Here is a 25,043-nt window from a genome sequence, read left to right as displayed (position 1 = left end):
TTTTGCGCAACCGTTTGCATGATGGTTTAAAAATTGAATTTGTTAGGTTTGAATCTGACATCAAATTTTTATCACAATCATGCTCGAAAATATTTTACCACTTTACGGTCTGGATTCAAGTGAAACAACGTTTAAGTTGTTTGGTGATGGTTTAATCAACCATACATGGAAAGTAAACGCAAACAAAAAAAACTATATCCTTCAAAAGGTAAATAATCAGGTATTTAAAACACCTGAAGGTATTGATAAGAATCTTTCATTAATCAAAAATTTTCTTGATAAAAATTATCCCGATTACCTGTTTGTTTCTCCGGTTAAAGCATTAAACGGGCAATCACTTTTAGATACACCTTCTGGATATTACAGGTTATTCCCTTTCATTGAAGGTTCTGCCTCTGTAAATTCTCTAACGAATGAAGCGGAAGCTTATGAAGCTGCCAGGCAGTTTGGTAAATTTTCCAAAATTCTGGACGGTTTTGATGCGGAACAATTATCTATTACTATTCCTGATTTTCATAACCTTTCGTTAAGGTATGAACAATTTGTAACCGCATGTCTGAATGCTTCGGGCGAAAGACTGGAAAAGTCAGGGGAAAGTATCGATTTTATCAATGCGCATAAAGCTATTGTAGATACCTATCGCAAGCTTGTAGACAACAAAGAAATGCCGTTGCGGGTTATTCATCATGATACGAAGATTAACAATGTGCTGTTTGATGAAAAGAAAAATGGCCTTTGCGTTATCGATCTTGATACCGTAATGCCTGGTTATTTTATAAGTGATGTAGGTGATATGATGAGAACCTACCTGGCAGAGGCAAGTGAAGAAGAAAATGACCTGTCCAAAATCAGGATCAGAAAGAATTTTTTTGATGCCATTCATGAAGGATATATGCAAGAAATGAAAGGTGTATTAACGGATACTGAAAAACAGTATTTCAACTATGCTGGTAAATTCATTATTTACATGCAGGCGATCCGTTTCTTAACTGATTATCTTCAAAATGATGTGTATTACGGACAGAAATATGATGGCCAGAATTTCAACAGGGCAATCAATCAGATAACCCTGTTAAAAGAATATTTTAAATTGGAAGCTGAGGAGCTATAGCTCTCCCCGTTTCATTGCATTAACGGCATAATCCACTGCCCTTGCGGTAAATGCCATATAACTGAGCGACGGGTTTTGTGTAGATGTAGATGTCATACAGGCACCATCAGTTACGAAAACATTTTTACATGCATGTATCTGGTTCCATTTATTTAATATAGAAGTCCTGGCATCATTACCCATCCTGGCACCGCCCATTTCATGAATATCAAGTCCCGGGGCCTGAGAAGCTCTATTTGGCCTGATGTTTTTAAATCCTGCCTCCGTAAACATTTCCGTAAGCTGCTCAATATAATCTTTCTTCATCTTCGCATCGTTCTCATCATAATCTATAGAGATTTTTAACAGGGGGATGCCCCAGTCGTCTTTTCTTTGTGTATCCAATGCTACAAAATTACTTTCCTTAGGAATGGTTTCGCCCATCATATGCGAGCCTACTCTCCAGGGTCCAAGTTTTTTACTTTGCAATTGTGTTTTCAACTCCTCACCGATTCCTGAAGTGTCATTGTCAGTACTGCGATATGCAGAAAAGCCTGCAGCATATCCTCTTTTAAAATCGGTTTCCTGTTTCATTAAGTTCCTGAAGCGTGGAATATATCCGCCCCCTACCGGATTTCTGCCATCGGTAGTAAATTGTTTCAAACCATCATATTCTGCACTGATCCGCGCACTGTAATTATGAAAAGCCACATATTTACCGAGTACCTCACTATCATTCCCCAATCCGTTTGGAAACCGAGATGATTTAGAATTGAGTAGAATAAGGTTAGTGTTTATGGCAGCAGCGTTCACAAATATCACTTTGGCATAATACTCTGTTACCTCTTTTGTATTGGTGTCTATTACCCTAACCCCTGTTGCCTTTCCCAGCTTATCATCGTAGATCACAGATTCTACTACGGAAAAAGGCTTAAGCGTCATCTTACCGGTCTTTTGAGCCCAGGGCAAGGTAGAAGCATTGCTGCTAAAATAACCCCCAAAAGGACACCCTCTCTGGCAAAGTCTTCTGTTTTGACATTGCGCACGTCCCTGGTCATAAAATGTTTGACTACCCTTAGAAATATGTGCCCCGCGGGCGCTGATCACATGCCTGTTGCCATATTTTGTGATCATAGATTTCTTGAAATAATCTTCAACCGCATTCAAAGGATAGGCAGGTAAAAACTCACCGTCTGGCAGTTCATTCAGGCCATCTTTATTACCTGATATCCCGGCAAATTTCTCGACATAACTATACCATGGAGCGATGTCCTTATAACGTATAGGCCAGTCTACCGCAAAATCGTCCCTCATAGGTCCCTCAAAATCAAAGTCGCTCCAGCGTTGGGTCTGTCTGGCCCAAAGCAATGATTTTCCACCCACCTGGTATCCTCTGATCCAGTCAAATGGCTTTTCCTGAATATAAGGGTGTTCCTTATCTTTCACGAAGAAATGCATAGAATCTTCCTTAAAAGCATAGCATCTGGCAGCAATTGGATTTTCTTTCTTTATGCTGAGTACAGGTTCACCACGATGTTCAAATTCGTATGGAAATTTATTGGTAGTAGGGTAATCAATGATGTGCTTTACATCCCTCCCACGTTCCAGTACAAGTGTTTTTAAACCCTTACCTGTAAATTCCTTAGCTGCCCAGCCACCGCTAATGCCAGAGCCTATCACAATGGCGTCGAAAGTATTATTTTTTATATGGTCTATATTCAGATTTGACATGTTGTGTTTATTTAAGCTTTGACTGGAAAGTATCCGTTATAACGAGCAGGAACAAGCTCCCATTTGACCAGATTGGTCATCACATATTTTGAATTCATATACCCATTGATGATCTGCTGTTTCATTATCCTATAGAACGCCTTTGCATCTTCAGATATAGAAGATTTACCATAGTTGGTATCTGATACCATTTGCTTCAATGCTGCATCATCCAAACCTTCAAATGATTTGAGACCTGACATAAACTTCTGACGTGCATTTGCATCGTAACAGTCGTCTACCATTTTGAGCACAAATAAATGCAGGCCCAGCTCTGTAGCACCTGGTGTGGTTGTTTTGGGAATAATAATCTCGGCTATTTGAGAAAGCAACTTTTCTTGCTCAATACCTACGTCCAGATTATTGAGCTGTACTGATGCTTTGCCTGCTGCTTTTAGGAAGGAGGGTAAAAGTGCCATTCCCCCTGCAAAAATAAGCACTTGTTTAATTGCTATGCGTCTTTCCATATTTGGTCTTTAATACGTAAATATAGGAAATAGTAGAGTTATCTGCTACAATCCAAACCGTTTAAGGTTCAAAAATGCTCGCAAAATGAAGTAACGTGACACCTGTGAATGATTTGATTTATCTACGAAATTATTACTTTATTTTGAATTTAATAATTGCGGCATCGCTACCCATCAGATCTACTTTAATAGCTTTACCTATTGTCAGCGATTGATTGCTGAAAAGCTCCTTTGCATTGTATGCAGTGCCTTTTAACCCCAGCCTATCCAATGTGATATTAAATTCTTTATTTTGGTTGCCAAAATTAAAAAGCGCAACATAGACCTCCCCCTCTATCAACCTCATAAATACTTCTGTGGCTTTGTCGCCGGTATTTCCCTCAACTGGCATAAATGCTTTGCCGGATGCTGATATTTTTAAAAGTTCCGGATTTTGCAGCCATTTTTTGGCGGCATCATTCCATTTTCCATCTGCAGAAAAATCATCTCCAGTGATCAATGTTCCGGTGATCAGTGAGGAGGTTAATCTGGCTTTGTTACTTCTATCAATTTCAGCTCCGAAAACAACATGATCGGCATCAATGTAATTGTATACATAGGTCTGCCACCATCCATAGTTGACACTATTCAGTGTATATTCGGTATCCTTTATGGTTTTCCAGGCATCACAGGCTATTCTTCTGACATGAGCATATCTTCCCGTTGCCATGCCTGGCGATATCGCCGCATAAATCAGCATTTGACCATCAAGCCTGTTTACCAAATACTCCATTCCCATTTTATAGGCTTGCATTCCTGTTGTTACTGATTTATCATAGAAAATATCCGATTCAGCAGCTGCATGCCCCAAAAAATCGATTTTAATCATTTTAAAACCACATGTTTTCAGCTTATCTACAATGTAATCCACACGCCTCAAAGTTCCGGGATGTGTTGGGTCTAACGCCCTTGCCCCGTCAAAATCATGGTACAATCCATTTACTTTCGTCCACATTTCCGAAAACTTATACTTGCTTCCCTCTGCTTCTCTGTCGCGGGTTGATTTAAACCCCCAGTCTGTAAACGGTGCCCAATATACACCTGGTTCCAAACCTTTACTTTTGCAGTAATCGGCAAACTCTTTAAGCTTTCCATAATCACCCTTCATACCACCCGTAAAATTATCCCAAAAGGAATCCAGATCAATATATGCCGTTTGTCCATTTCTAAATGCAGGAATTTCATCTGCAAAGAAATCAACCACCTTTGTTGCCTTCTCAAATGTCAGTTTTTCCTGTATCACACCCCAGCTGTTCCAGCCAAATGGTACGGGCTTAGTCCAGTTAAACACATACGGCACTTCCTGTATCCGGTTGGCTTTACCATAGGCTTCCATTCCTTTTCGCCAATCTGCAAAATAACCGACAAATACTTTTGGCGACTTTATTACATTACCCGAAAGGTATCCGTGTTCTATTTTGTCGCGGGTTACTTTCTCATCAGAATAACCGCCCCAGATGCGAAGATCAGTCAGTTGACCAGACTTACCCTTACTAAAGACACCCGTTTTCCAGACCATATGTTCTACCGATCCCAGGATTAGTCCTTTTCTGCTTTGATTTTCATAAACCGCTCCGACTTCTGAACTGGTATTCTCCATATCAGTATTCATCGATTTCGCATTGTAACGGATGAAAGTATCATTGTCAAACGGCACAAAGAGTGTCCTGTTCTCTCCATTGGCACTGATGTTCACTTCATTTGACACTAAAGGAGACATATAGTTGCTCTTCAGATCTGTCCCTTTCAGAGAGACTTCCGTAAGAAAATACTCATGCCCGGGATAGACATAGAATACCTGCTCCAGACTGGGCAAACCAGGTTTACTCAGCACAATGGTATATTTTTTCCCGTCCCCAAATCCATCATTAATTGCCAATACAATGGGTTTTACTTCATCATAGTCCTTGCTGGTAATCGACTGACGATTATTTTTAACTAAACTATAGGCGTTCGAGATAATCTTTATGCCGGCCGAGAAAACATTATAAGTCTTTGCTTTAGTATCAAAAACTATTTTAGAGGCAGACCCAAAGGGTATACTTATTTGGTCACCGGGTTTTGCAAAACTTACAGGAGTCGCATTAAGAGGTAAAACGAATATCAGGACGTAGCACACACACAATAAACGGAACTGTCTGAACATAAATTAATTATTGTGATGTTAATTCTTAATGTTGAATCTTTAAAGTCCAGGTATATTTACCAGGCAGCTGCTCAGGAAGCTTTATCGTTATAGCATCCCCATTTTTAGTCCAGCTAAGTGGTTTATTAACACCAAGCATATAGATCTTCGATCCAGTTTTTGGTTGTACACTAGTCAGCAACAATTCATTATTTTCATACTTGTTAAATAATGCATAGGTGCTTTTACCATCTTTGCTTTGCGTGAATTTGATATGATCTCCTTCTTTATAATTCGCTATACCATTGGTGGCATAGATGGCTTCCTTATTTATAGCCAGCCATTTTCCCATTTCAGCCAGCCGTTCTATACTTTGGGCAGGAATTTGTCCTTCTGCAGTCGGACCAACATTCAGCAAATAATTGCCGCCTTTGGCAGCAATATCTACCAGGTTATCAATCAGCAACTGAGCGGATTTCCAATTGTTGTCGTTCTTTACATAACCCCAGTTGCCATTTAATGTCATACAGCTCTCCCAATAGTCTTGTGATGCGCCCTTCAGTATCTCCTGTTCAGGTGTACCAAAATCACCAGCCGCATTTTCATACTTATTCATGCCTTCCATACCGCCTCTGGCTTTGCTTACACGATTGTTTATAATCAACGATGGCTTGATGTTGCGCAGGTAATTATACAAATCTTTTCCTTGCTGTTCTGACCATTCTGGAATCCATTCTCCATCAAACCAAAGTACCTCAGGGTTATACTTCCTGATCAGCTCTGCAAGTTGCGGTTTCAAATACGTTTCTCTGTATTTATTAAAATCAGGATGTTCAATCGCTTGTCGAAGATAATCCTTAGATTTAGCGTCTGGCTGGTGCCAGTCCAGGATCGAATGATACAAACAAAATTTAATACCGGCTGCCTTACAGGCATCAGAAAGCTCCTTTAAAATATCTCTTTTAAATGGTGTAGCATCCATAATGTCATACCCGGTAACCTCACTGTCCCACATGCTAAACCCGTCATGGTGCTTGGAAGTGATGACTATATACTTCGCACCCGCCGATTTAGCAATCTGTACCCATTCTTTCGCATTAAATTTTTGGGGATTGAACTGCCCGGCAAATTTCTCATATTCTGCAGTAGGAATCTTATGGGTTTCCATGATCCATTCAGCTCCGCCTCCCTTACCGTTATATTCTCCTGCGGGTACTGCGTAAAGGCCCCAGTGGATGAACATCCCAAATGTATCATCTGTCCACCATTGCATCCGCTTAACCTTGTCAGCCTTAGATTCTTGCAGGTAATTCTTTTGAGCAATTGCCGAGCAGGTCAACAATACCAGTCCGGTCAGTAGCAAAATGCTTTTTTTCATACTTATATAAGTTACATTTTTGGTTGCAACAAAGTAAGTAGGAAAGCAACAAACTAATTCTGTAATAATGCCAATTGATTATGTAAAATTGGCATTATAGTAATTTCTAAAATAAATACTTTGTGCTCAGGAAATTAGATCTATTACTATCCACAATTTCATTAATCAGATGCTTGTTACTGTCATTGAGTTTGGTTGCTACCAGAGACCGGATAGAGAAGGATCTTAATGCATCAATTACTGATAATGTTCCTTCAGCACTGTCTTTTCTTCCCGTAAATGGAAATACATCAGGGCCACGCTGACACTGGCAGTTGATATTAACCCGGCTCACCTGGTTTACCAACGGATCTATCAGTTTTGCAATCTCCTCATCGTCATTGCTAAAGATACTTACCTGCTGTCCATGAGTAGATTCAATCAGGTATGTTATCGTTTCTTCCACATCATCAAAAGGTACTACAGGTATAACCGGACCAAACTGTTCCTCAGTATATAACTTCATTCCTTTACTTACTGGATATACTATTGCCGGAAATACAAAAGATTCATTGGTTGCACCACCATTTTCATTTATTACACGGGCACCTTTTTCAACAGCATCACTGATACAGTCTTTAAGATACGCTGGTTTATGGGGCTCCGGCAATGGCGTAAGTGATACTCCTGCCTCCCAAGGCATACCAAACTTAAGCTTAGAAACCGCATCAGACAGTTCAGTTAAAAACTCATCCGCAAGACTTCTGTGCACAAATATGATCTTCAGAGCAGTGCAGCGCTGCCCATTGAATGATAAGGAACCCAATACAGTTTCCTGTACAGAAAGCTTAATATCGGCTTTTGCTGTGATGATGGCGGCATTTTTTGCATCCAGCCCCAATATTGCACGGAGGCGGTTTACTTTAGGGTGCAACTTCTTTAGTTCGTTTGCTACTTTACTAGAGCCGATCAATGTAAGTACATTGATGTCACCGGATTTCATCAGGTCAGGAATGATCTTATTGCCCCTTCCATATATGGTATTGACTACTCCTTTGGGAAAGCAATCTCTGAATGCAGTAAGCAAAGGATAATGCAAAAGCGTACCGTGCTTGGGTGGTTTAAACAACAAGGTATTGCCCATGATCAGTGCAGGGATCAAGGTGGTAAAAGTTTCATTAAGCGGGTAGTTAAACGGTCCCATACATAAGACCACGCCCAATGGTGATCTTCTGATCTGTGCAACTATGCCTTGCTCTATACTGAACTTGGATGACTGGCGGTCGAGGTCTTTTAATGCATCGATTGTAGCATAAATATATTCAACAGTACGGTCAAATTCCTTTACAGAATCCCCATGTGACTTACCGATCTCCCACATAAGCAATTTTACCACTTCTGCTTTTTTCTCGATGATCTTATGTGTGAATTTTTCCACACAAGTAATCCTGTCTGCCACACTCATGGTAGGCCATTCACCTCTTCCATTGTTATAAGCGGCTACCGCCGCACTAAGCGCCTCAGCAGCTTCTTTCTCATCGCAAAGAGGGTAACTTCCAATCACCTTACGTTTAAGTCCCTCAGCAGTCTTTATACATACCGGAGATAATACTTCATGTACCTCGCCGTTCCATGAATGCATTTCACCATTGCTCAGGTATTCACGCTGGTGGACTTCTCTTTCCAGTCTAAATTCTTCAGGAATCGCCTGCTCGTCAATAAAAATTGACTCGATCTGATCTTTAAAATTCATTTATATAAGTTATTAGGTATAAATTAGGGTTATAAGTTGGTGATAGGTTTATACTTGGGCACCAATAATTTCATAATGCTCCAGGCAATCAAATAAGCTACTGCACAAAAAGCAAACATAATCGTATAGCCAGTTTCAATGTGCCCAAGCGCTTTGTATTTATCAAATAAAGCACCGCCGACTTTAGTTACTAGCACACCGCCAATTCCACCTGCCATGCCTCCAATACCCACTATTGATCCGATTGCTTTCTTTGGAAACATATCAGAAACAGTTGTAAAGAGATTGGCAGACCATGCCTGATGCGCAGAGGCACCGACTCCTATCAGTATCACCGGCATCCAAAACGTAATATGGCCCAATGGTTGCGCTGCAAGTACAACTAATGGAATTACAGCAATTAAAAGCATGGCTTTCATCCTTCCATCATAGGGGGAATGACCTTTATTTATAAAGTACATTGGGAAATAACCACCCCCGATACTTCCAAACATAGTCATGCTGTATAACACTACAAGTGGCAGCATCACCTGCGTATCAACCATACCATACCCATCTTTAAGATAGGCCGGCAGCCAGAATAAGAAGAACCACCATACGCCATCGGTCATAAATTTACCTGCAGTAAAGGCCCAGGTTTGTCTGTATCCAAGCAATTTAAACCAGGATATCTTTGCCTCTGCAGCCACTGGTTCATCTACCGGAGTGACCACTTCAGGCTCGCCCTCATTAATATAGCTAAATTCTTCAGGAGACAATCTTGATGATTTCTCTGGCTTATCATAATATTTATACCAAAATATCAACCATAGAAATCCAATCGCACCTATCACTAAAAATGCAGCTTCCCAGCCCCAATGCGTAGCTATATATGGAACGGTAAGCGGTGCAAGTATTGCACCTACATTTGTCCCGGAATTAAAAATTCCCGTTGCAAAAGAACGTTCTTTTTTTGGGAAATATTCTGCCGTAGCTTTGATTGCCGCAGGAAAGTTACCCGATTCACCAAACCCCAATAAAGCTCTTGAAAACATAAATCCGGCTACGGAAATGGATACCGCACCGATTCCAATGAAACCCAAAATGGTGGAAATACCCTGACCTATAGGAATAGCAAGCGCATGTACTATCGCTCCTACTGACCATATGATGATGGCCCAGGCATATCCTTTTTTAGTACCCAACTTATCAATGATACGTCCGGCAAACAGCATAGATATGGCATAGGTAAATTGAAATACGGAAGCTATATTAGCATAATCACTATTACTCCAGCCAAAAATTTCTTCCAGCCGGGGTTTTAGTAAACTCAATACCTGGCGGTCCAGGTAATTGACCGTTGTAGCAAAAAACAATAAGGCACAGATCGTCCATCTGTAATTGGGTACTTTCTTTTCACTCATTATATTTGGTTGTATGTGGTAAGGTAATTAGGTTTAATCTGTTTTGGACAATGCCATTGTCATTCCATGTGTTGAAATATACTGATAATTATCTGCTACTGCTTCAATAAATCCTTCAAGACTTGATAAATCTGCTTCCCATAATGAGCTGTCAGACAATACAGAACTTACATATTCGGCTTCATCCAACTTACTTTTATCATAAAAATAGGCTGCTTTATCATCAGTGATCGGATATAGCTTCCCTTTGTAATTTCCAAAATATTTATTTCCATCTTGTTGATCACACCTCATAAATAACAAATAGGCCGCAAAACCAAAAGCGATATGTTGCGGAACCTTATTGTTCAACTGGTAATACTTAAACAGAACGGGTAATATTCTGATCTTGAGCTTCATGGTATATTGAAAAGTAATATTGATCCAAAGATGTTCTATGTAAGGATTGGCAAATCGATCCAATACCGCCCGGGCAAAATCTATCGCTTCATTTCCATTAATTTCGTATGGAATGGCTGGGATGATTTCAGACTCCATCACATCGGTAATATAACTTTTCAGGGCCTCATCAGCCATCGCGCTTGCCACTGTCTCAATACCGGATAAATAAGCTATCGCTGAAGTGAGGGTATGCGATCCGTTCAGCAACCTAACCTTTAATTCTCTGTAGATTTCGATATCAGGCTTTACAATAACTCCGGTGTCTGCCGCTTCCAAATTAAGCAACGCCGAAACTTTCGCACCACCCTCTATTGCCCATAGTCTGTAAGGTTCGGCCATGATCAGCAGGTTATCCTCATATCCCAACTGCTCTTCAAGCTTCAAAAGTGTCTGATCATCTGGTTTTCCCGGTACGATCCGGTCAACCAATGAATTACAGAAGTTGACACGCGATTTTAGCCATACAGTGAATTCAGTTTCCAGTTCATTGAAAACAACTAATTCATCCACAATTGCCGCGAGTTTTTTTCCATTATCAGGAATCAGCTCTGTAGCTATTACCACAAGATCTGCGCGCTCATCATCACCCAGTGCTTTATACCGTGCATACAATGAAGCCAATAGTTTTGCAGGAAATGATTCTGGTGGAGATTGATGGATACTTTCTTTTAATAAAACGATCCCTACTTCTGTTGTATTAGAAATAAAAACCTGCACATTAGGATCTCTGGCTACGTCCAATATAGTTTCCCATTCGCCATAAGCCGACAATACCCTGCTTATGGAAGAACAAAGGATATTTTTTTCTATACTTTTCCCATTCTCAATGCCTCTTACACAGATGGTATACAGGTTGTCTTGCTGCTTAAAATCAGTCAGATCGCCTTTGCTGGTCGATTTAACGACAACTATTCTGCCGTTAAACATTCCTGCTCTGTTGGCTTTATCTACAAAATAATCAGGAAGTCCCCTTAATAAAACACCTGTCCCGAACTGCAGTACTTTCTCAGGTAGATTTAATAACTCACCATCAGGAATGACAACGTTTTCAATCTCGATACTGTCTAAAATATATTTGGCTATAATCATATACAAGCGATGCTGTGCAAAACAATTCTACATAATATTTACAAAGAATAAATACTTCCTGCTGAATTTATTTACGCAATCGTTATCGTGCAGCCACAAAAAATCTCGGCTACCTAGCCAAACAGATCACTGCTAAGATACCGGTCACCACGGTCGCAGGCAATAAACACAATTAGTCCGGATTCCAATTCGGCTGCTAATTTTAAGGCACATGCCATAGCCCCACCACTGCTCATACCGGCAAAAACACCTTCTGTCTTTGCCAGTTTCCTCGCCATTTCTGTCGCCTCCTGTTGTGAAACATCCATTACCCGGTCTACTCTTGACGGATCAAATATCCTGGGCAAATAGGCTTCAGGCCATCTTCTGATACCTGGAATAGCCGATTCTTCGGTAGGCTGACATCCTACGATCTGAATTTCCGGATTCTGTTCTTTCAAAAACATAGAATTCCCCATGATACTTCCGGTTGTCCCCATCGAACTCACAAAATGGGTGATCTGACCATTCGTATCCTTCCAGATCTCCGGACCTGTAGTCTTATAATGTGCCAGATAGTTGTCAGGATTGGCAAACTGATCTAGTATAAAATAACCTTCGGTAGCGCCCTTTTCATCTGCATAATCCCGGCATATTTCTATTGATTCCAGCAGCGTTACTTTAGCTCCGTAAGCTTCCATAGTGAGTGTTCTTTCTCTCGTTGAACTCGACGGCATCACCAGTTCAATTTCAAGCTCATAAATCCCTGCTATCATGGCTAGTGCGATACCAGTGTTTCCACTAGTCGCTTCGATTAGCTTAGTTCCCTTTTTAATATCTCCCCGTTCTATCGCACTACGGATCATATTCAATGCGGCCCTGTCTTTGACACTCCCTCCGGGATTATTTCCTTCCAGTTTGGCAAAAATCTTTACAGCGGGATTTGGATTCAGCTTTTGGATTTCAACTAAAGGGGTATTCCCCACAAAATCTATGATATTTCCCATGCTATAAATTCTTGGTTTCAACTTTTACTGCCGACTGATGGTATACCGTTGATCCTGCCGGAACACTTTTAGTAAGCCATACATTCCCGCCAATGATACAATTCTGCCCTATTATAGTTTCACCACCCAATATCGTTGCTCCAGAGTAGATGATCACATGGTCTTCAATAGTTGGGTGCCTTTTGGTATTGGCCATATATTTCTCCACGCTCAATGCGCCTAGTGTCACTCCCTGATAAAGCTTTACATGGTTACCGATCACGGTGGTCTCGCCTATTACCAGTCCCGTTCCATGATCTATATACAGATATTCCCCTATTTTAGCCGCCGGGTGAATGTCAATACCTGTAATAGAATGTGCATATTCAGTCAGTATCCGGGGAATGATCGGAACATTTGCCTCCAGTAATGCATGAGCGATCCTATAGAGTGCGATGGCCAGAAAACCAGGGTAACTTCTAATGATCTCAAACTCGCTTTTAGCCGCGGGGTCCCCTTGCAGGATGGCGTTGATATCGGTGTTCATTTTCCGGTACATTTCCGGAAGTTGCTCAAATATTCCTGCTACGATCTTTTCATTATCACTATTCTCACATGCCTTTGTAGCATTTAACAGACTTATCAAAGCATTTTGCTGCCTTGCAAATGATCTTTTAATTTCATTGATAGAATAGTCTGGTGAGGTCAGCCGCTCAGGATAGATAAGATCCAATAGTCCCAGGGCCCATTCTGCAACTTCTGCATTGGAAGGAACGGCTTCTATACCGCGCTGCTTATTAAATATATGAAGGTAAAACTCCTCGCTCATTTTAGTAATGGTATTTGAAACTGTAAAAGAAAGAAAATTATTTCCTATTTGCGAGTGCTTTCAGGGCAAAAGAACCATTTCACTGTAAAGTTGTTGTAATTTCTTTTCAGGATCCTTACAAAATCCAGGATGTACCTTTGAACTCTGGAGTACGGTGCTCCTGGTTGCCGTAAGCCAACGGAACCTGGAAGCGATATCCAATTGCCCGATAGGACCGCCTTCTGCCGATCCTTTACAGATATTTACAAAAGCATCCAGGTTTCTGTTCAATTCCATCAGATCAGAATCTTTACAAAAGGCAGTTAAGCGTACTTCATCCAGTGTAAATACCGCTTTCAAATACTTTTTCCTGGCACAATACAAGATCAGTCCCACATTTAAAAACTCCTCCCGCTCTACCCTGGGCACCAGCCGGATCACTGCATACTCAAATAAGTCCTGACCTTGCATGCTTCGCTTCTTTTACAAAAATTTGAGAATTTGCTACTCTTGATTTTAAAAAGGCAGCGTATACTTTTCTACGGTCTTCTGCAGATTCCTCTTCAAGATCCTGAGATAGCCAGTCTACTGGGATCAACGACACTATCTCCTCTATTAGCTCATCGCTTAGCATGGCTTTAAATGCTTCATCCACCTCATCCAACTCAGAGGCCTGGGGTAATAAAACGTGATCCTTGATCAAAATGAATGGTTTTTTAGCCTGTTCTTCCCAGTTCTCCATAGAATGGTGAAAATATAATGCGGCACCGTGATCTATCAGCCAGAGTTCCTTATGCCAAAACAACATATTGGTATTTCTTGCAGTCCGGTCCATATTGGTCAGCAAACAATCCAGCCACACAATTTGTGAGGCCAGTTTGGAGTCGATTACTGCTACTGTTGGATCAAATGTAATGGAACCTGAAAGGTAGTGCAGTGCCAGATTCAGCCCTACACTTGCTTTCAATAAATCTTGTATCTCTTCATCAGGTTCTGTACGGCCAAATGCTTTGTCCAGATTCGCAAACACAATTTCAGGAACCTTAAAACCCAAGGCCCTTGCCAGTTCACCTCCTATTATTTCTGCAATCAGGGCTTTTACTCCCTGACCTGCACCCCTGAATTTAAGTACATAAAGAAACTCATCATCTGCCTCGGCAATGGCCGGCATAGACCCGCCTTCCCTCAAAGGGGTTACATAACGGGTCACATTCACTGTCCTCAACTGAGGATGGCTATTATTCATAGCCCCTAAGTTACAATTTCTTTATAAAAACTGCTCCATTTGAATCATTGCTGATATCTCCGCGCACATTTGCCTTAATCGTAAAAACTGCTCCTGTTTCGTACCCGCTGATATTAAATTTATACCGGTTACGATCGGCAGCACTACCGGTAAAGCCGTCATGAACATCTTCAGTTATCTCAACACCATTTTTATATACTTCTATAGATTTAATTTCCAGACGTGAACTTCCTTCTGTAAACCAAAAGCTAACCTGGTATTCACCATTGCCATTGACCTTACCTGAAGCATTCATTTCAAAGATAGAAAATTGTTCACCCTCGATTAATGAAGGCTTCCACTCACCGATCAACTCCCCGTCTTTTTGAAACTTTTCGTACTTCTCCGGAAAGTACAAAGGCAGCGAGTAAACGTCTCTATTCACCACAGTAACAGCACTAAAATCTTTCAACTGGCTCACCTGTACCGGTCCTGTGTAAACTGCGGAATATGCATTGGCCCGTATACCATCAATAGCATACCTGATCTCTGCTCCCTTCACCACATTTTCCACCTTAATTAAATACCCTCCATTGGCTTGCTCACTACTAACAAGCTTAGGTACAGGTACGCGGTATCCGTACCCTGCATTATCATACTTTCTGTAATGACTGCTCAAACGCTTCTCAAAATCACCAAAGTCTTGTTTGGCTAACGGTGTCCAGGATACTTCTGCAAGTGCCGACATACGTGGGAACGTCAAATAATCAAAGTATTTTTCAGATCGGTTTTCGTTCAGTAAGGAAATTTCCTGCAACAGTGTTCCGTGGATGAACTGGTCTCCCCACAATGCTCCATGTGCCCCAAGTATTTGAGGCCTGTACTTCTCATCCAGTCCCTTCAACATCGGGTTTAAAGAATATACCTTTTCCAAAGTGATGGGATTACTCCAGCCTGCAGCTTTCACTTCGCCGGGAATGCTACTTTGCGACATATCCAAATAAGTATGAGTTGTCAGCGTCATAACTGAATAGTGACCATCTTCTGATGCTTTAAAAGCTTTTTTTGGATCATGCCAAATCATGCCTACAGCTTTTTCCTTCAAGCCATCCTCAATGATTTCGTCCCAACCTACAATCGTTTTACCGTACTTCTTTACCATTTGCTGTACACGCTGATTGAAATATACCTGCAGCTCCTTTTCAGTCTTGAGTCCTAAATCGGCTTTTCTTTTTTGACAATCAGGACAGACTTTCCAACGGTCATACTGAGCTTCATCACCACCTAGATGAAAATACTTTGACGGAAACATTTTAAATGTCTCTTCAAATACATCGGCCAGAAAATCAAATGTACTTTCCTTACCTACACAGTATAACTCACGGCTGATAGAATGCTGTGTCTGTACCACATATTGTTCACCTGTACAGCATAAATGAGGATATGCCGCTATTGATGACAGCGTATGTGCAGGAAGCTCAATCTCAGGGATAACATCTACATTTCTTAAAGTAGCATACGCCACGATCTCCTTAATATCTTCCTGGGTATAGTAGCCACCTGTACGTTCAGCACCTTCGCCTCTCCAGGCACCCACTGATGTAAGTTTTGGGTATTTCTTGATCTCCAGGCGCCATCCTGCATCGTCAACTAAATGCAAATGCAGCACATTCATTTTGTACATGGCCATCATGTCTATAAATTTTAGCACATAGTCCTTTCCAAAGAAATAACGCGATACATCCAGCATCATTCCACGCCATTCGTATAATGGCGCATCTTCTATATCGACCCCTGTTATTTTCCAGGATACATCTTTCTTACGCGCTTTATTATAGATTTCTGCAGGAAGCATTTGCAGCAAAGTCTGTGTACCATAAAACACACCTGCAGCACTGCCGGCACTAAGCGTAATCAATCCAGTTTTAACTGACAAACGATAGCCTTCTTTATTAGCTGCGAGAGAATTGTCCAGCTTCAATACGATGCCATTTGTTACGGAACTTGTTAGTTCCGCTGTCTTCAGGTCAAATCCTGTGGCGGGCGATAAGGCTGCTAACAAAAGCTCGGCCTGTGGTTTAAGGCCTTTAGCATAAAAAATCTTTGTTCCTGCAGACACCGTAAAGGAACTGCCATTTTCTTTGATGTTTTTAGGAAGCGGAATAATATTTAGCTGTGCATAGCTTGAAGCAGTGTTCAATAATAGTACAGCAGCAATTACCCATCGAGTGATTCTGATCATAGTGTGGTTACATTTGTTAACACAATAATAACCAAATAATCAGCTAGTAGATAATGCCTTAGGCCAAAGAAACAACACAAACGGTTGCATTCACCAATGCAACCGTTTGTGTAAAATAATTAAAACACTAAACCAAGCCTGGAATAGCCACCATTTCGTCTACATCCTTTTCATAATCAACGCCCTGCACATCAAATCCAAAAAGATTTAGGAAATCCTTTTTATAGCCTTGAAGATCGCCAATTTGAGGCAAAGTCTCGTCTGTGGCTTCAGCCCAAAGAGCTGCCACCTTTTCCTGAACATCCTCGTCCATTTCCCAGTCGTCTATACGGATCCTTCCTGCTTCATCAAGAGGAACTTCATTTTTGTATAACCTGTCTGCAAATAAACGCTGAATCTGTTCGATCGTTCCTTCATGTACCCCTTTTTCCTTCATCACCTTATATAGTAATGAAATATAAAGCGGAATAACGGGAATAGCAGAACTTGCCTGTGTTACCAATGCCTTATTTACTGAAACATATGCCTTACCATGAAGGTCGCTGAGGTTATCACTGATTTTAAAAGCGGTAGCTTCCAAATGATCTTTAGCCCGGCCAATTGTACCTTTGCGGTAAACAGCCTCAGTTACAGAAGGGCCTATGTAGGAATAGGCTACAGTTACTGCACCTTCAGCCAGCAGACCTGCGGCTTTTAAATCGTCTATCCACATTTCCCAGTCATCACCGCCCATTACTGCTACTGTATTTTCAATTTCTTCTTCATTGGCAGGCGCTATCGAAACTTCAGAAACTTTTCCAGTATGGAAATCCACCGTTTTATTGCTGAAGGTAGTATCACCAATCGGTTTCAGTACAGAGTTGTGTGTAACGCCAGTTTTAGGGTTGGTCCTTCTCGGTGAAGCAAGACTGTAGATCACCAGGTCTACCTGTCCCAGGTCTGCCTTGATCAGTTCAATAGTTTTCTGCTTGATTTCGTCAGAGAATGCATCACCGTTTATGCTCCTGGCATACAGACCGGCTTTGTGCGCCTGCTCTTCAAATGCGGCAGAATTATACCATCCCGGTGAAGCAGTTTTCCCCGGAGCTGGTGGTTTTTCATAAAAAACACCAACGGTAGCCGCGTTAGATCCAAAAGCGCTGGTTATTCTTGACGCCAGGCCAAATCCTGTAGAAGCTCCTATCACCAGCACTTTTGAAGGTCCTTTTACAGGTTCTTTCGACTTTACATAATCAATCTGGTTGACCACGTTTTGTTCACATCCTTTAGGATGAGCAGTAAGGCATATAAACCCGCGTATTTTAGGCTCTATAATCATAAATAGTTTTTATTTTATTGCAATATTAGAGATGGTTAATAAAAATCGATCAGCAAAATAAGGATTGTTTTAACACATTATCAAACTTAGCCACTGATTTTTTTAGCCGGACGTTTTAAATATAAATAGATCTGCAGGTTTATCAGGATCAGGGCCATGCCATAAAACACATCCTCAACAGGTATTGTCATGATCCTTAAACCGATGATTTCCTGCTCATTGTACCAAACTACCGGTGCTTTCAGTCCCGTTCCTGTCAACAGTCCATTGACAATAAGAAATGGAAACAGCAGCACCGCATATATTACATAAAACTTTGAAATCCACCGCTGTTTAAACAAATATCTAGTCAGTATCATTGATACCGGAAGGATGATAAAAGTTACCAATGGATAGATCTTGTCATAATTAAATGCAGCCGCAATTAAAAAAATCAGGATCAATACAGGCGTCAGAATGGCTTCTGTCTTATCCCCGATTGCCCTATTGATAAATAGATCGAGGCAATGATAGGTAAAAACACAGGCGTAAGGGATACAAAAAAAAAAGAGTATTTCTTCCAGAGGCAAATTGCTGATATATATTCCAACGAGATAATCGGGATTAAACCCCCATACACCCAAACCGGTAAAATACACATCCCATAATATAAACAAGAGTCCGGATATCGTTACCGCCGGGAAGAATGCCCGCCAGGTCTTATAAAAGTTGAGCTTTGGATGAAAGGAAAACAAGAAAGGAACAATGATCGTAAAAAGGTTAATCAGCAGGTAGGTGTATTTCATGAGGTAGTATTTTTCTTGCTGTCCATAAAATACTTAAATGGCACCCAAAGCATTCCAAAACATTCACCATGCTCTTTTGTCGTATGTTTGTGGTGCATTTTATGCGCCCTTCTGATCGCTTTAAAGTACCAGTTGTCTGTATTCCGGAAGTACTTGATACGCTGGTGGATAAATATCTCGTGCACAAAGAAATAGGCTGCTCCATATACCGTAATTCCTATACCTATAAAGAGGGCAGTATCTGCCTCATAAAAGGAACCGAGTGCAAGACAGATGATTCCCGGAATAGCAAATATCAAAAAGAAAAAGTCATTTCGCTCCAGGAATCCCTCACTATCCTTAACGTGATGGTCCCTGTGCAAAAACCAGCACAGACCATGCATCACATATTTATGCGTTAGCCAGGCTACTCCTTCCATCGCTATAAAAGTAGCCAGCACAATCAATAAATTAATTACCCAATTGTTCATAAGCTTAAAATAATCTGTTATATCCCTCCATTACCCTTTCAAAGCAAATCTTTAACCAGGCTGTATAGGCATCAGGATTTGACTCCATATCTGCTTTCAATACGTTCATGTCCATGTATTTATATTGCGCCACCTCTGCCGGATCCGGAACAGGAAGTTCATTGCTGACACCAAAAAAAACATGGTCGTATTCATTTTCGGAAATACCCTCGGGCATTTCAGCTTGGTAAGAGAAACTAAATTCATGCTCCAGTTTACAAGCCATCCCCATTTCTTCTCTGAGTCTTCGATGTGCCGCATCAAGTGTATCTTCGCCCATCTTTGGGTGACTACAGCAGGTATTGGTCCATTTACCAGCTGAATGGTATTTATCATAGGCACGCTGTTGCAGTAAAAGCGCTCCTTCTGTATTAAAAATAAACACTGAAAACGCACGGTGTAATCTTCCTTTTACATGTGCTTCCATCTTCTGCATGGTTCCGATTACATTATCTTCACTATCGACCAGTATTACCTCATCTGTCATTTTTTAATCTTTTTATTTCTTCCTCTTTAAAAGCCTTTATTTCAGTTAAGTACTGTATAATATTATTTTTCAATACCTTATCTTTTATTTGGTCCACATTGGCTATTAAAAACAGCCTGTCCGACGCTATGTCATCTTTGTAATCAAGAAAAGAAGGCAAATTGGTCTGAACTGAGTACCGCAAAAAACGAATCTCCGGGTTCTTAATGTCTCTCCTAACGGCTTCTTCAATTAATCTTTTCCCGGATCTGTAGCTCTTCAGTTTACTCCAGGGGCTGACTAGATATTTTGCTTCCATCATATCTGATACTCCTCTATAACAAACTAAGACAGCTGGGGATTTAGTATCTACCGGTGAAAGTAATTTTGACAGCTGCTTCCACGACTTTTTGCTCATCGCTGCTTTATAATACAATTCTCTCAACTCCGTAATATCGGGATTTGCGATCGCTGCATTAGCGGCAACAATAAATATAAAAAGCAAAATTAACCTCATAGTGCATTCATTTTATACCTGATCAGTGAATCACACATCAAGCCAAATTTATGGCTGTTTGAGATCCTGATCCTTTCAGACATTACCCGTTCTGCTGTTACCTTTTTTATTTTATTAAACAATTCTTTGTAGTAAATATACGCAAGATAAACACCACTTCTGGATGAAGATGGAAGTTGTTTGATTCCTTCCAGTGCTTCCTTAAATTCTTCTTCTATATCTTGTTCAATAATCTTCTTCTCCAGGTTAGAAAAAGCCGACAAATTTACATTAGGAAAATAGTTGCGGCTCAGGTTGTTATAGTCGGCATTTACATCCCTTAAGAAATTTACTTTTTGAAAAGCCGAACCAAGTTTCATGGCCGAATTCTTCAACTTGTCATACGCTGCATCATTTCCCTCTGTAAATACACGCAGACACATCAGGCCCACTACCTGCGCAGACCCAAGGATATATTGATCGTACTTTTCTTGTGTATAATTGTTTTCTTCAAGATCCATTTCCATGCTTTTCAAAAACAGATCAATCAGCTCTTCTGCTATCCCATAGTCATTCACCACCTGCTGAAAAGAATTTAAAACAGGGTTCAAACTGATTCCATGCTCGATAGACTCAAAACAGTCCTGCCTGAACTTTGCCAGCAAATAAGGTTTATCATAATTATGAAAACTATCCACAATCTCATCTGCCAACCTTACAAATCCATAAATGGAATAGATCGGGTTCCTTAATTTTCTAGCCAAAAAATAGATTCCAAGAGAAAAACTTGTGCTATAGCGCTGAGTAGTTATTTTGCTGCATTCTGCAGACAGCTTATCGAACGTTTCTTTCATAGGGTTTCCTTGTTGTTAAAGTACTTTATAAGTTGTTTGGCCGCTACATTGCCCGATATGATAGACGGGGGTACACCCGGGCCTGGCACCGTAAGCTGACCAGCATAGAAAAGGTTGTTTATATGGTTATTTCTGATGGAGGGTTTAAGATTAGCTGTTTGCATTAAGGTATTTGCCAACCCATAAGCATTCCCTTTATAAGAATTATAATCCGCTTTAAAATCTGACACGCAATAGCTTTTTTTATAATCCAGATGAACACGGATCTGATCACCAGTATAAGCTTCAAGACGATCGAGGATCATATGGAAATATTTCTCTCTCAAATCTTCATTATCTTCCATATCCGGTGCCAGGGGCATCAGTATGAACAGGTTCTCATGCCCATCAGGAGCTACACTATCATCTGTTTTAGACGGACAGCAAACATAAAACAGTGGCTTTGAAGGCCATTGAGGGGTTTTATAAATTTCTATTGCATGTTGTTTAAGTTCTTCTTCAAAGAATAGCGTATGATGGCCCAGGCGCTTAACCCTCTTTGTCAGTCCCAGATAAAAGATCAAAGAGGAAGGAGCAAGCACACGCTTATCCCAGTATGCTGCTGTATAGTTCCTGTCAGCATTACCCAGCAGCTGCTCCTCCACATGGTGATAATCTGCAGCTGCAATCACCCCGTCATAGCGTTTATCCAGGGTTTTGGTTCTCACGCTGCTAATTAATTTGTCTTTTACCTCCAAATGTACAACTGCTTCATCTGTATGGAACTTTACCCCATTGGTTTCAGCTACTGATTTCATCGCCTGTACCACCTTTCCAAATCCACCTTTTGGATACCATGTACCCAGCTTTAAGCCGGCATAGTTCATCAGGCTATATAAAGCAGGAGTATCTTCCGGCATGGCACCTAGAAAAAGCACTGGAAATTCCATCAAAGCAATCAATTTTGGATGCTTAAAAAAGCTTCTTACATGTTTGCTAAACGAAGTAAATACCTGCAGCTTAAACATACCTTTAATCAGATCTGCATCCAGAAATTCAAAAACCGACAATCCGGGCTTATATACCAGTTTATCCATCCCAATTTTGTATTTGTATTCCGCTTCCGTCAAAAACGAAGCAAGCTGTTCCCCACTCCCCTTCTCTATAGATTCAAACAACGCTGTCAACGATTGATAATCTGCGGGAATATCCATCACATCATCAATCCCAAATACTATCGAAAAACCGGGATCCAGCAACTCCAGTTCATAAAAATCACTTGCCTTATGGCCAAAATCATTGAAGAATTTCTCAAATACTTCCGGCATCCAGTACCAGCTCGGGCCCATATCAAAAATATAACCATTTTCTGTATGCAGTTGCCTGGCACGGCCACCCAGATCGTTGTTCTTTTCATAAACATCTACCTTATAACCTGATTTGGCCAGATAAGCCGCAGCACTGATGCCGGCAAAACCGGAACCTATTACCGCAATTTCTGGTATATGGGTGTTTGGTTTATGAAACATGCTGAACGCCCTTTATTATATCCTCAAATTCTTCTATGCTCTTAAACCAACTAACATTACTGCCAATTTGAAGTTCTTCAATCAGTCTGGTATTGCCTGCTATATGGATAGATAGGTCTTTAAAATCATTACTTAAGCGGTTCAGATACTCATTAGCATCACTAACCGGCCTGGAGTGTACAAAAAAAAGTAGCAAATGAGCTACCTTATTATTGGATACCGCATCCTTTACCGATTCAAATGGTACTTTTGCACCCAGAAATAATACTTTATGTCCCATCAGCCTTAGTACATAATTAGCAAATAACAATCCTATATCATGGTCTTCATCCTCAGGTAAAAAAAGTAGCCAGCAAGGACCGTGACCGGACTTAAGAGGGAGATCATTAATCGCTACAAACATCTTCTGCCGGATAATGTTTGACAAAAAGTGCTCCTGGGCCGGACAAATGTGTTCTCTTCTCCACATCAGCCCCAGCCTTAAAAGTAAAGGATAGATCACATTCTTGTAAGTACTTGTCATTCCATAATCCAGGATACATTTACTGATCAGCTGATCGAAATCCGTTTCATTATATGACAAACCATAGTTCAGCAACTTAGAAATGTAGTATTCAAACTGTGCATCGCTTGAAAGCGTCTTATCTATTTCTTCTTTCAATAAGTCATCTACTTCATTATCAGACAAAGCACAAACCTGAGATATTTTTAGTCCCGTTTTGCTAAGGCCAACTATATTCAACAGTCTTAGCAAATGATTGTCATCATAAAAGCGCGTATTACCGGCAGAACGCATAGGTTCCAGTGCCTTATACCTGCGCTCCCAAATCCTGATGGTATGGGTCTGCACTCCTGATAACTGCTCCAGATCTGATATAGAATATTTCATGTTTGTCTAGATTTATAAATATAAATCTAGACAAACATACTAAACATTTGGTTAATCCCTAATCTTATTCATAAAAAAGCAATTGTATGTTTGCAACATTAAGGCGACATGTATAATCAGCCATACTAAAAACCTTACTTATGCAATGGAACTTCCTGAATAAAAGGAACTTGCTTCCTCAGCATCTTCCCTGCATAACCCGTAAGATACAGGTAATAGTCTGAGGGGATATCTTCTTCAAAAGCTACAAATTTACTCGCACCCACTGGCGGATTTTTAGAAATCTTAAAGATGGCTGTGGCCTCGTCGACTTCGTCAAACATGGCTACATACAGCATCTCCGCCCCGTTTTTTATTGCGGTAGACAACTGTTTCCAGAAAAACTTCCCCCTGTTTCTTGGTATCTGATCTGACGGAGATCCCGGATTCATGTTGTGCCAGCTAAATCCAGGAAATACGACACCTGTATAATCTATCTTGTGCTCCAGGCACCATTGTATATCGGATTTTTGTACCACCGCATACCGTTCGTACGCCGCCTCTGTATCATACCTCCCTATCGTCCATGGATGGACAATATCTGCCTTTAAAATGAGCTTGTGCAGGAGAGGATCTTTTTGTGTATCACTTCCAAATTCACGCCAGTAGGTAGGAACACCCAACATCACCGAGCAACCACCATATACAGGGTCATTTTTGAGGAAATCAATCATTTTCTCAATGTCTTTAAGTGTATACCTCCTGTTATCGTTAAATCCTACCCCCCACAATACCACCAATGGCTTACCATTGTGGTACAGATAGGTCTGGTTATTTCCCTGACTGGTGATCTTCATGCTGTCTACCAGATTTTTCCAGTCGTTGATCAATACCGGCACATCTACACTGTCCCGGGTCCCCGAAAGGTCATACATGACAGATATCGCCCGGCCATATTTTCTTGAGGAAGCCAGCGCATTGCGCAGCACAGTATTAAAATGGTTTCTACCTGATTTCCCCCTGATCTCTGCTACAAAACGCTGCATAAACACGCCATCAAGTCCATACGCTTTCATCCACCTGAAATGAACATCTACCGTAGAGGCATCATGGGCACTTTGCAGGTACGCAGGTGTACCATCAGCATGGAGAAAAGGTGTTTTGTATACCTTCGGATATTCTTTAGTCTCTGCCCACAGATCTACATTGGTACTTCCTGGTTCAAACTTTCCTTTTGATGTATAATGGTACCAGCCGCGCCCCGCCCCATCCTCAGGTGCATTGTGCCAGCCTTGATATCCGGCCATGATCAGCCCTTTATAGCTTTTGAACCTCGAATTTTTGCTGTGCTTGATCTGGGCCATTGCATTGCTCAAAAAAAACAATACAATTAGTAATTGGATGTAAATTTTACTCATGTGCTTTGTGTGAATTTAAAATTAAGCACAAAAAACAGGTTAACCAT

General features: G+C 40.8%; 22 protein-coding genes. 1 reads left to right on the top strand and 21 read right to left on the bottom strand.

Annotated elements, in window-relative coordinates:
• The first annotated feature begins 79 nt into the window (after positions 1-79).
• Positions 80-1,111: a phosphotransferase enzyme family protein gene (locus EZ437_RS20385; protein WP_131597982.1), complete on the top strand. Its 1,032-nt coding sequence runs from the start codon at positions 80-82 to the stop codon at positions 1,109-1,111.
• Here the strand turns inward: EZ437_RS20385 and EZ437_RS20380 are convergent.
• From EZ437_RS20380 to EZ437_RS20280, 21 genes are all read right to left on the bottom strand, one after another.
• Positions 1,106-2,821 (bottom strand): GMC oxidoreductase, encoded by a 1,716-nt coding sequence (locus EZ437_RS20380; protein WP_131597981.1) that lies wholly within the window; start codon positions 2,819-2,821, stop codon positions 1,106-1,108. The genes EZ437_RS20385 and EZ437_RS20380 overlap by 6 nt on opposite strands.
• An 11-nt stretch (positions 2,822-2,832) precedes the next feature.
• Positions 2,833-3,327, bottom strand: a complete 495-nt coding sequence (locus EZ437_RS20375; RefSeq protein WP_131597980.1) for a gluconate 2-dehydrogenase subunit 3 family protein — start codon at positions 3,325-3,327, stop codon at positions 2,833-2,835.
• A gap of 133 nt (positions 3,328-3,460) precedes the next feature.
• Positions 3,461-5,512 (bottom strand): alpha-galactosidase, encoded by a 2,052-nt coding sequence (locus EZ437_RS20370; protein ID WP_131597979.1) that lies wholly within the window; start codon positions 5,510-5,512, stop codon positions 3,461-3,463.
• Between the two features lie 25 nt (positions 5,513-5,537).
• Complete coding sequence (locus EZ437_RS20365) at positions 5,538-6,869, bottom strand: alpha-L-fucosidase (RefSeq protein WP_131597978.1); 1,332 nt, start codon at positions 6,867-6,869, stop codon at positions 5,538-5,540.
• A gap of 106 nt (positions 6,870-6,975) precedes the next feature.
• Positions 6,976-8,601 (bottom strand): NADP-dependent glyceraldehyde-3-phosphate dehydrogenase, encoded by a 1,626-nt coding sequence (locus EZ437_RS20360; protein ID WP_131597977.1) that lies wholly within the window; start codon positions 8,599-8,601, stop codon positions 6,976-6,978.
• Between the two features lie 29 nt (positions 8,602-8,630).
• The gene (locus EZ437_RS20355; RefSeq protein ID WP_131597976.1) at positions 8,631-10,004 is read right to left on the bottom strand and encodes an MFS transporter; all 1,374 of its coding nucleotides are present in this window, start codon (positions 10,002-10,004) and stop codon (positions 8,631-8,633) included.
• A gap of 33 nt (positions 10,005-10,037) precedes the next feature.
• A complete protein-coding gene (locus EZ437_RS20350; RefSeq protein ID WP_131597975.1) occupies positions 10,038-11,534 on the bottom strand; it encodes a tagaturonate reductase in 1,497 nt (498 codons plus the stop codon).
• Positions 11,535-11,647: 113 nt separating this feature from the next.
• Positions 11,648-12,520, bottom strand: coding sequence for a cysteine synthase CysM (gene cysM / locus EZ437_RS20345; RefSeq protein WP_131597974.1), 873 nt, complete (start codon positions 12,518-12,520; stop codon positions 11,648-11,650).
• Position 12,521: 1 nt separating this feature from the next.
• On the bottom strand, positions 12,522-13,328 hold the full coding sequence (gene epsC, locus EZ437_RS20340) for a serine O-acetyltransferase EpsC (protein WP_131597973.1): 807 nt from the start codon (positions 13,326-13,328) through the stop codon (positions 12,522-12,524).
• A 60-nt stretch (positions 13,329-13,388) separates the two neighbouring features.
• Positions 13,389-13,778: a DUF3037 domain-containing protein gene (locus EZ437_RS20335; protein ID WP_131597972.1), complete on the bottom strand. Its 390-nt coding sequence runs from the start codon at positions 13,776-13,778 to the stop codon at positions 13,389-13,391.
• On the bottom strand, positions 13,756-14,553 hold the full coding sequence (locus EZ437_RS20330; protein ID WP_131597971.1) for a HipA family kinase: 798 nt from the start codon (positions 14,551-14,553) through the stop codon (positions 13,756-13,758). Before EZ437_RS20330 ends, EZ437_RS20335 begins: the two co-directional genes overlap by 23 nt.
• Before the next feature lie 10 nt (positions 14,554-14,563).
• Positions 14,564-16,774 (bottom strand): beta-N-acetylhexosaminidase, encoded by a 2,211-nt coding sequence (locus EZ437_RS20325; RefSeq protein ID WP_131597970.1) that lies wholly within the window; start codon positions 16,772-16,774, stop codon positions 14,564-14,566.
• A gap of 127 nt (positions 16,775-16,901) precedes the next feature.
• On the bottom strand, positions 16,902-18,092 hold the full coding sequence (fabV, locus tag EZ437_RS20320) for an enoyl-ACP reductase FabV (protein ID WP_131597969.1): 1,191 nt from the start codon (positions 18,090-18,092) through the stop codon (positions 16,902-16,904).
• 86 nt (positions 18,093-18,178) lie between these two features.
• On the bottom strand, positions 18,179-18,877 hold the full coding sequence (locus EZ437_RS20315; RefSeq protein WP_131597968.1) for a lycopene cyclase domain-containing protein: 699 nt from the start codon (positions 18,875-18,877) through the stop codon (positions 18,179-18,181).
• Positions 18,874-19,347, bottom strand: coding sequence for a sterol desaturase family protein (locus EZ437_RS20310; RefSeq protein WP_131597967.1), 474 nt, complete (start codon positions 19,345-19,347; stop codon positions 18,874-18,876). Before EZ437_RS20310 ends, EZ437_RS20315 begins: the two co-directional genes overlap by 4 nt.
• 4 nt (positions 19,348-19,351) lie before the next feature.
• Entirely contained in the window at positions 19,352-19,873 is a 522-nt protein-coding gene (idi, locus tag EZ437_RS20305; RefSeq protein ID WP_131597966.1) for an isopentenyl-diphosphate Delta-isomerase, read from the bottom strand.
• Positions 19,863-20,369, bottom strand: a complete 507-nt coding sequence (locus tag EZ437_RS20300; RefSeq protein ID WP_131597965.1) for a hypothetical protein — start codon at positions 20,367-20,369, stop codon at positions 19,863-19,865. The genes idi and EZ437_RS20300 overlap by 11 nt, the downstream gene beginning before the upstream one ends.
• On the bottom strand, positions 20,366-21,202 hold the full coding sequence (locus tag EZ437_RS20295) for a phytoene/squalene synthase family protein (RefSeq protein ID WP_131597964.1): 837 nt from the start codon (positions 21,200-21,202) through the stop codon (positions 20,366-20,368). The genes EZ437_RS20300 and EZ437_RS20295 overlap by 4 nt, the downstream gene beginning before the upstream one ends.
• Complete coding sequence (locus EZ437_RS20290; protein WP_131597963.1) at positions 21,199-22,710, bottom strand: phytoene desaturase family protein; 1,512 nt, start codon at positions 22,708-22,710, stop codon at positions 21,199-21,201. Before EZ437_RS20290 ends, EZ437_RS20295 begins: the two co-directional genes overlap by 4 nt.
• Complete coding sequence (locus EZ437_RS20285; protein ID WP_131597962.1) at positions 22,700-23,599, bottom strand: MerR family transcriptional regulator; 900 nt, start codon at positions 23,597-23,599, stop codon at positions 22,700-22,702. Before EZ437_RS20285 ends, EZ437_RS20290 begins: the two co-directional genes overlap by 11 nt.
• Positions 23,600-23,733: 134 nt before the next feature.
• On the bottom strand, positions 23,734-24,996 hold the full coding sequence (locus tag EZ437_RS20280; protein ID WP_131597961.1) for a glycoside hydrolase family 71/99-like protein: 1,263 nt from the start codon (positions 24,994-24,996) through the stop codon (positions 23,734-23,736).
• Positions 24,997-25,043: the final 47 nt, after the last annotated feature.

Origin of the sequence: Pedobacter psychroterrae (assembly GCF_004331695.1) — a bacterium.
Taxonomy (GTDB): Bacteria; Bacteroidota; Bacteroidia; order Sphingobacteriales; family Sphingobacteriaceae; genus Pedobacter; species Pedobacter psychroterrae.
The sequence above is the reverse complement of the archived record's forward strand: the minus strand, read 5'-3'. Positions and strand labels throughout refer to the sequence as shown.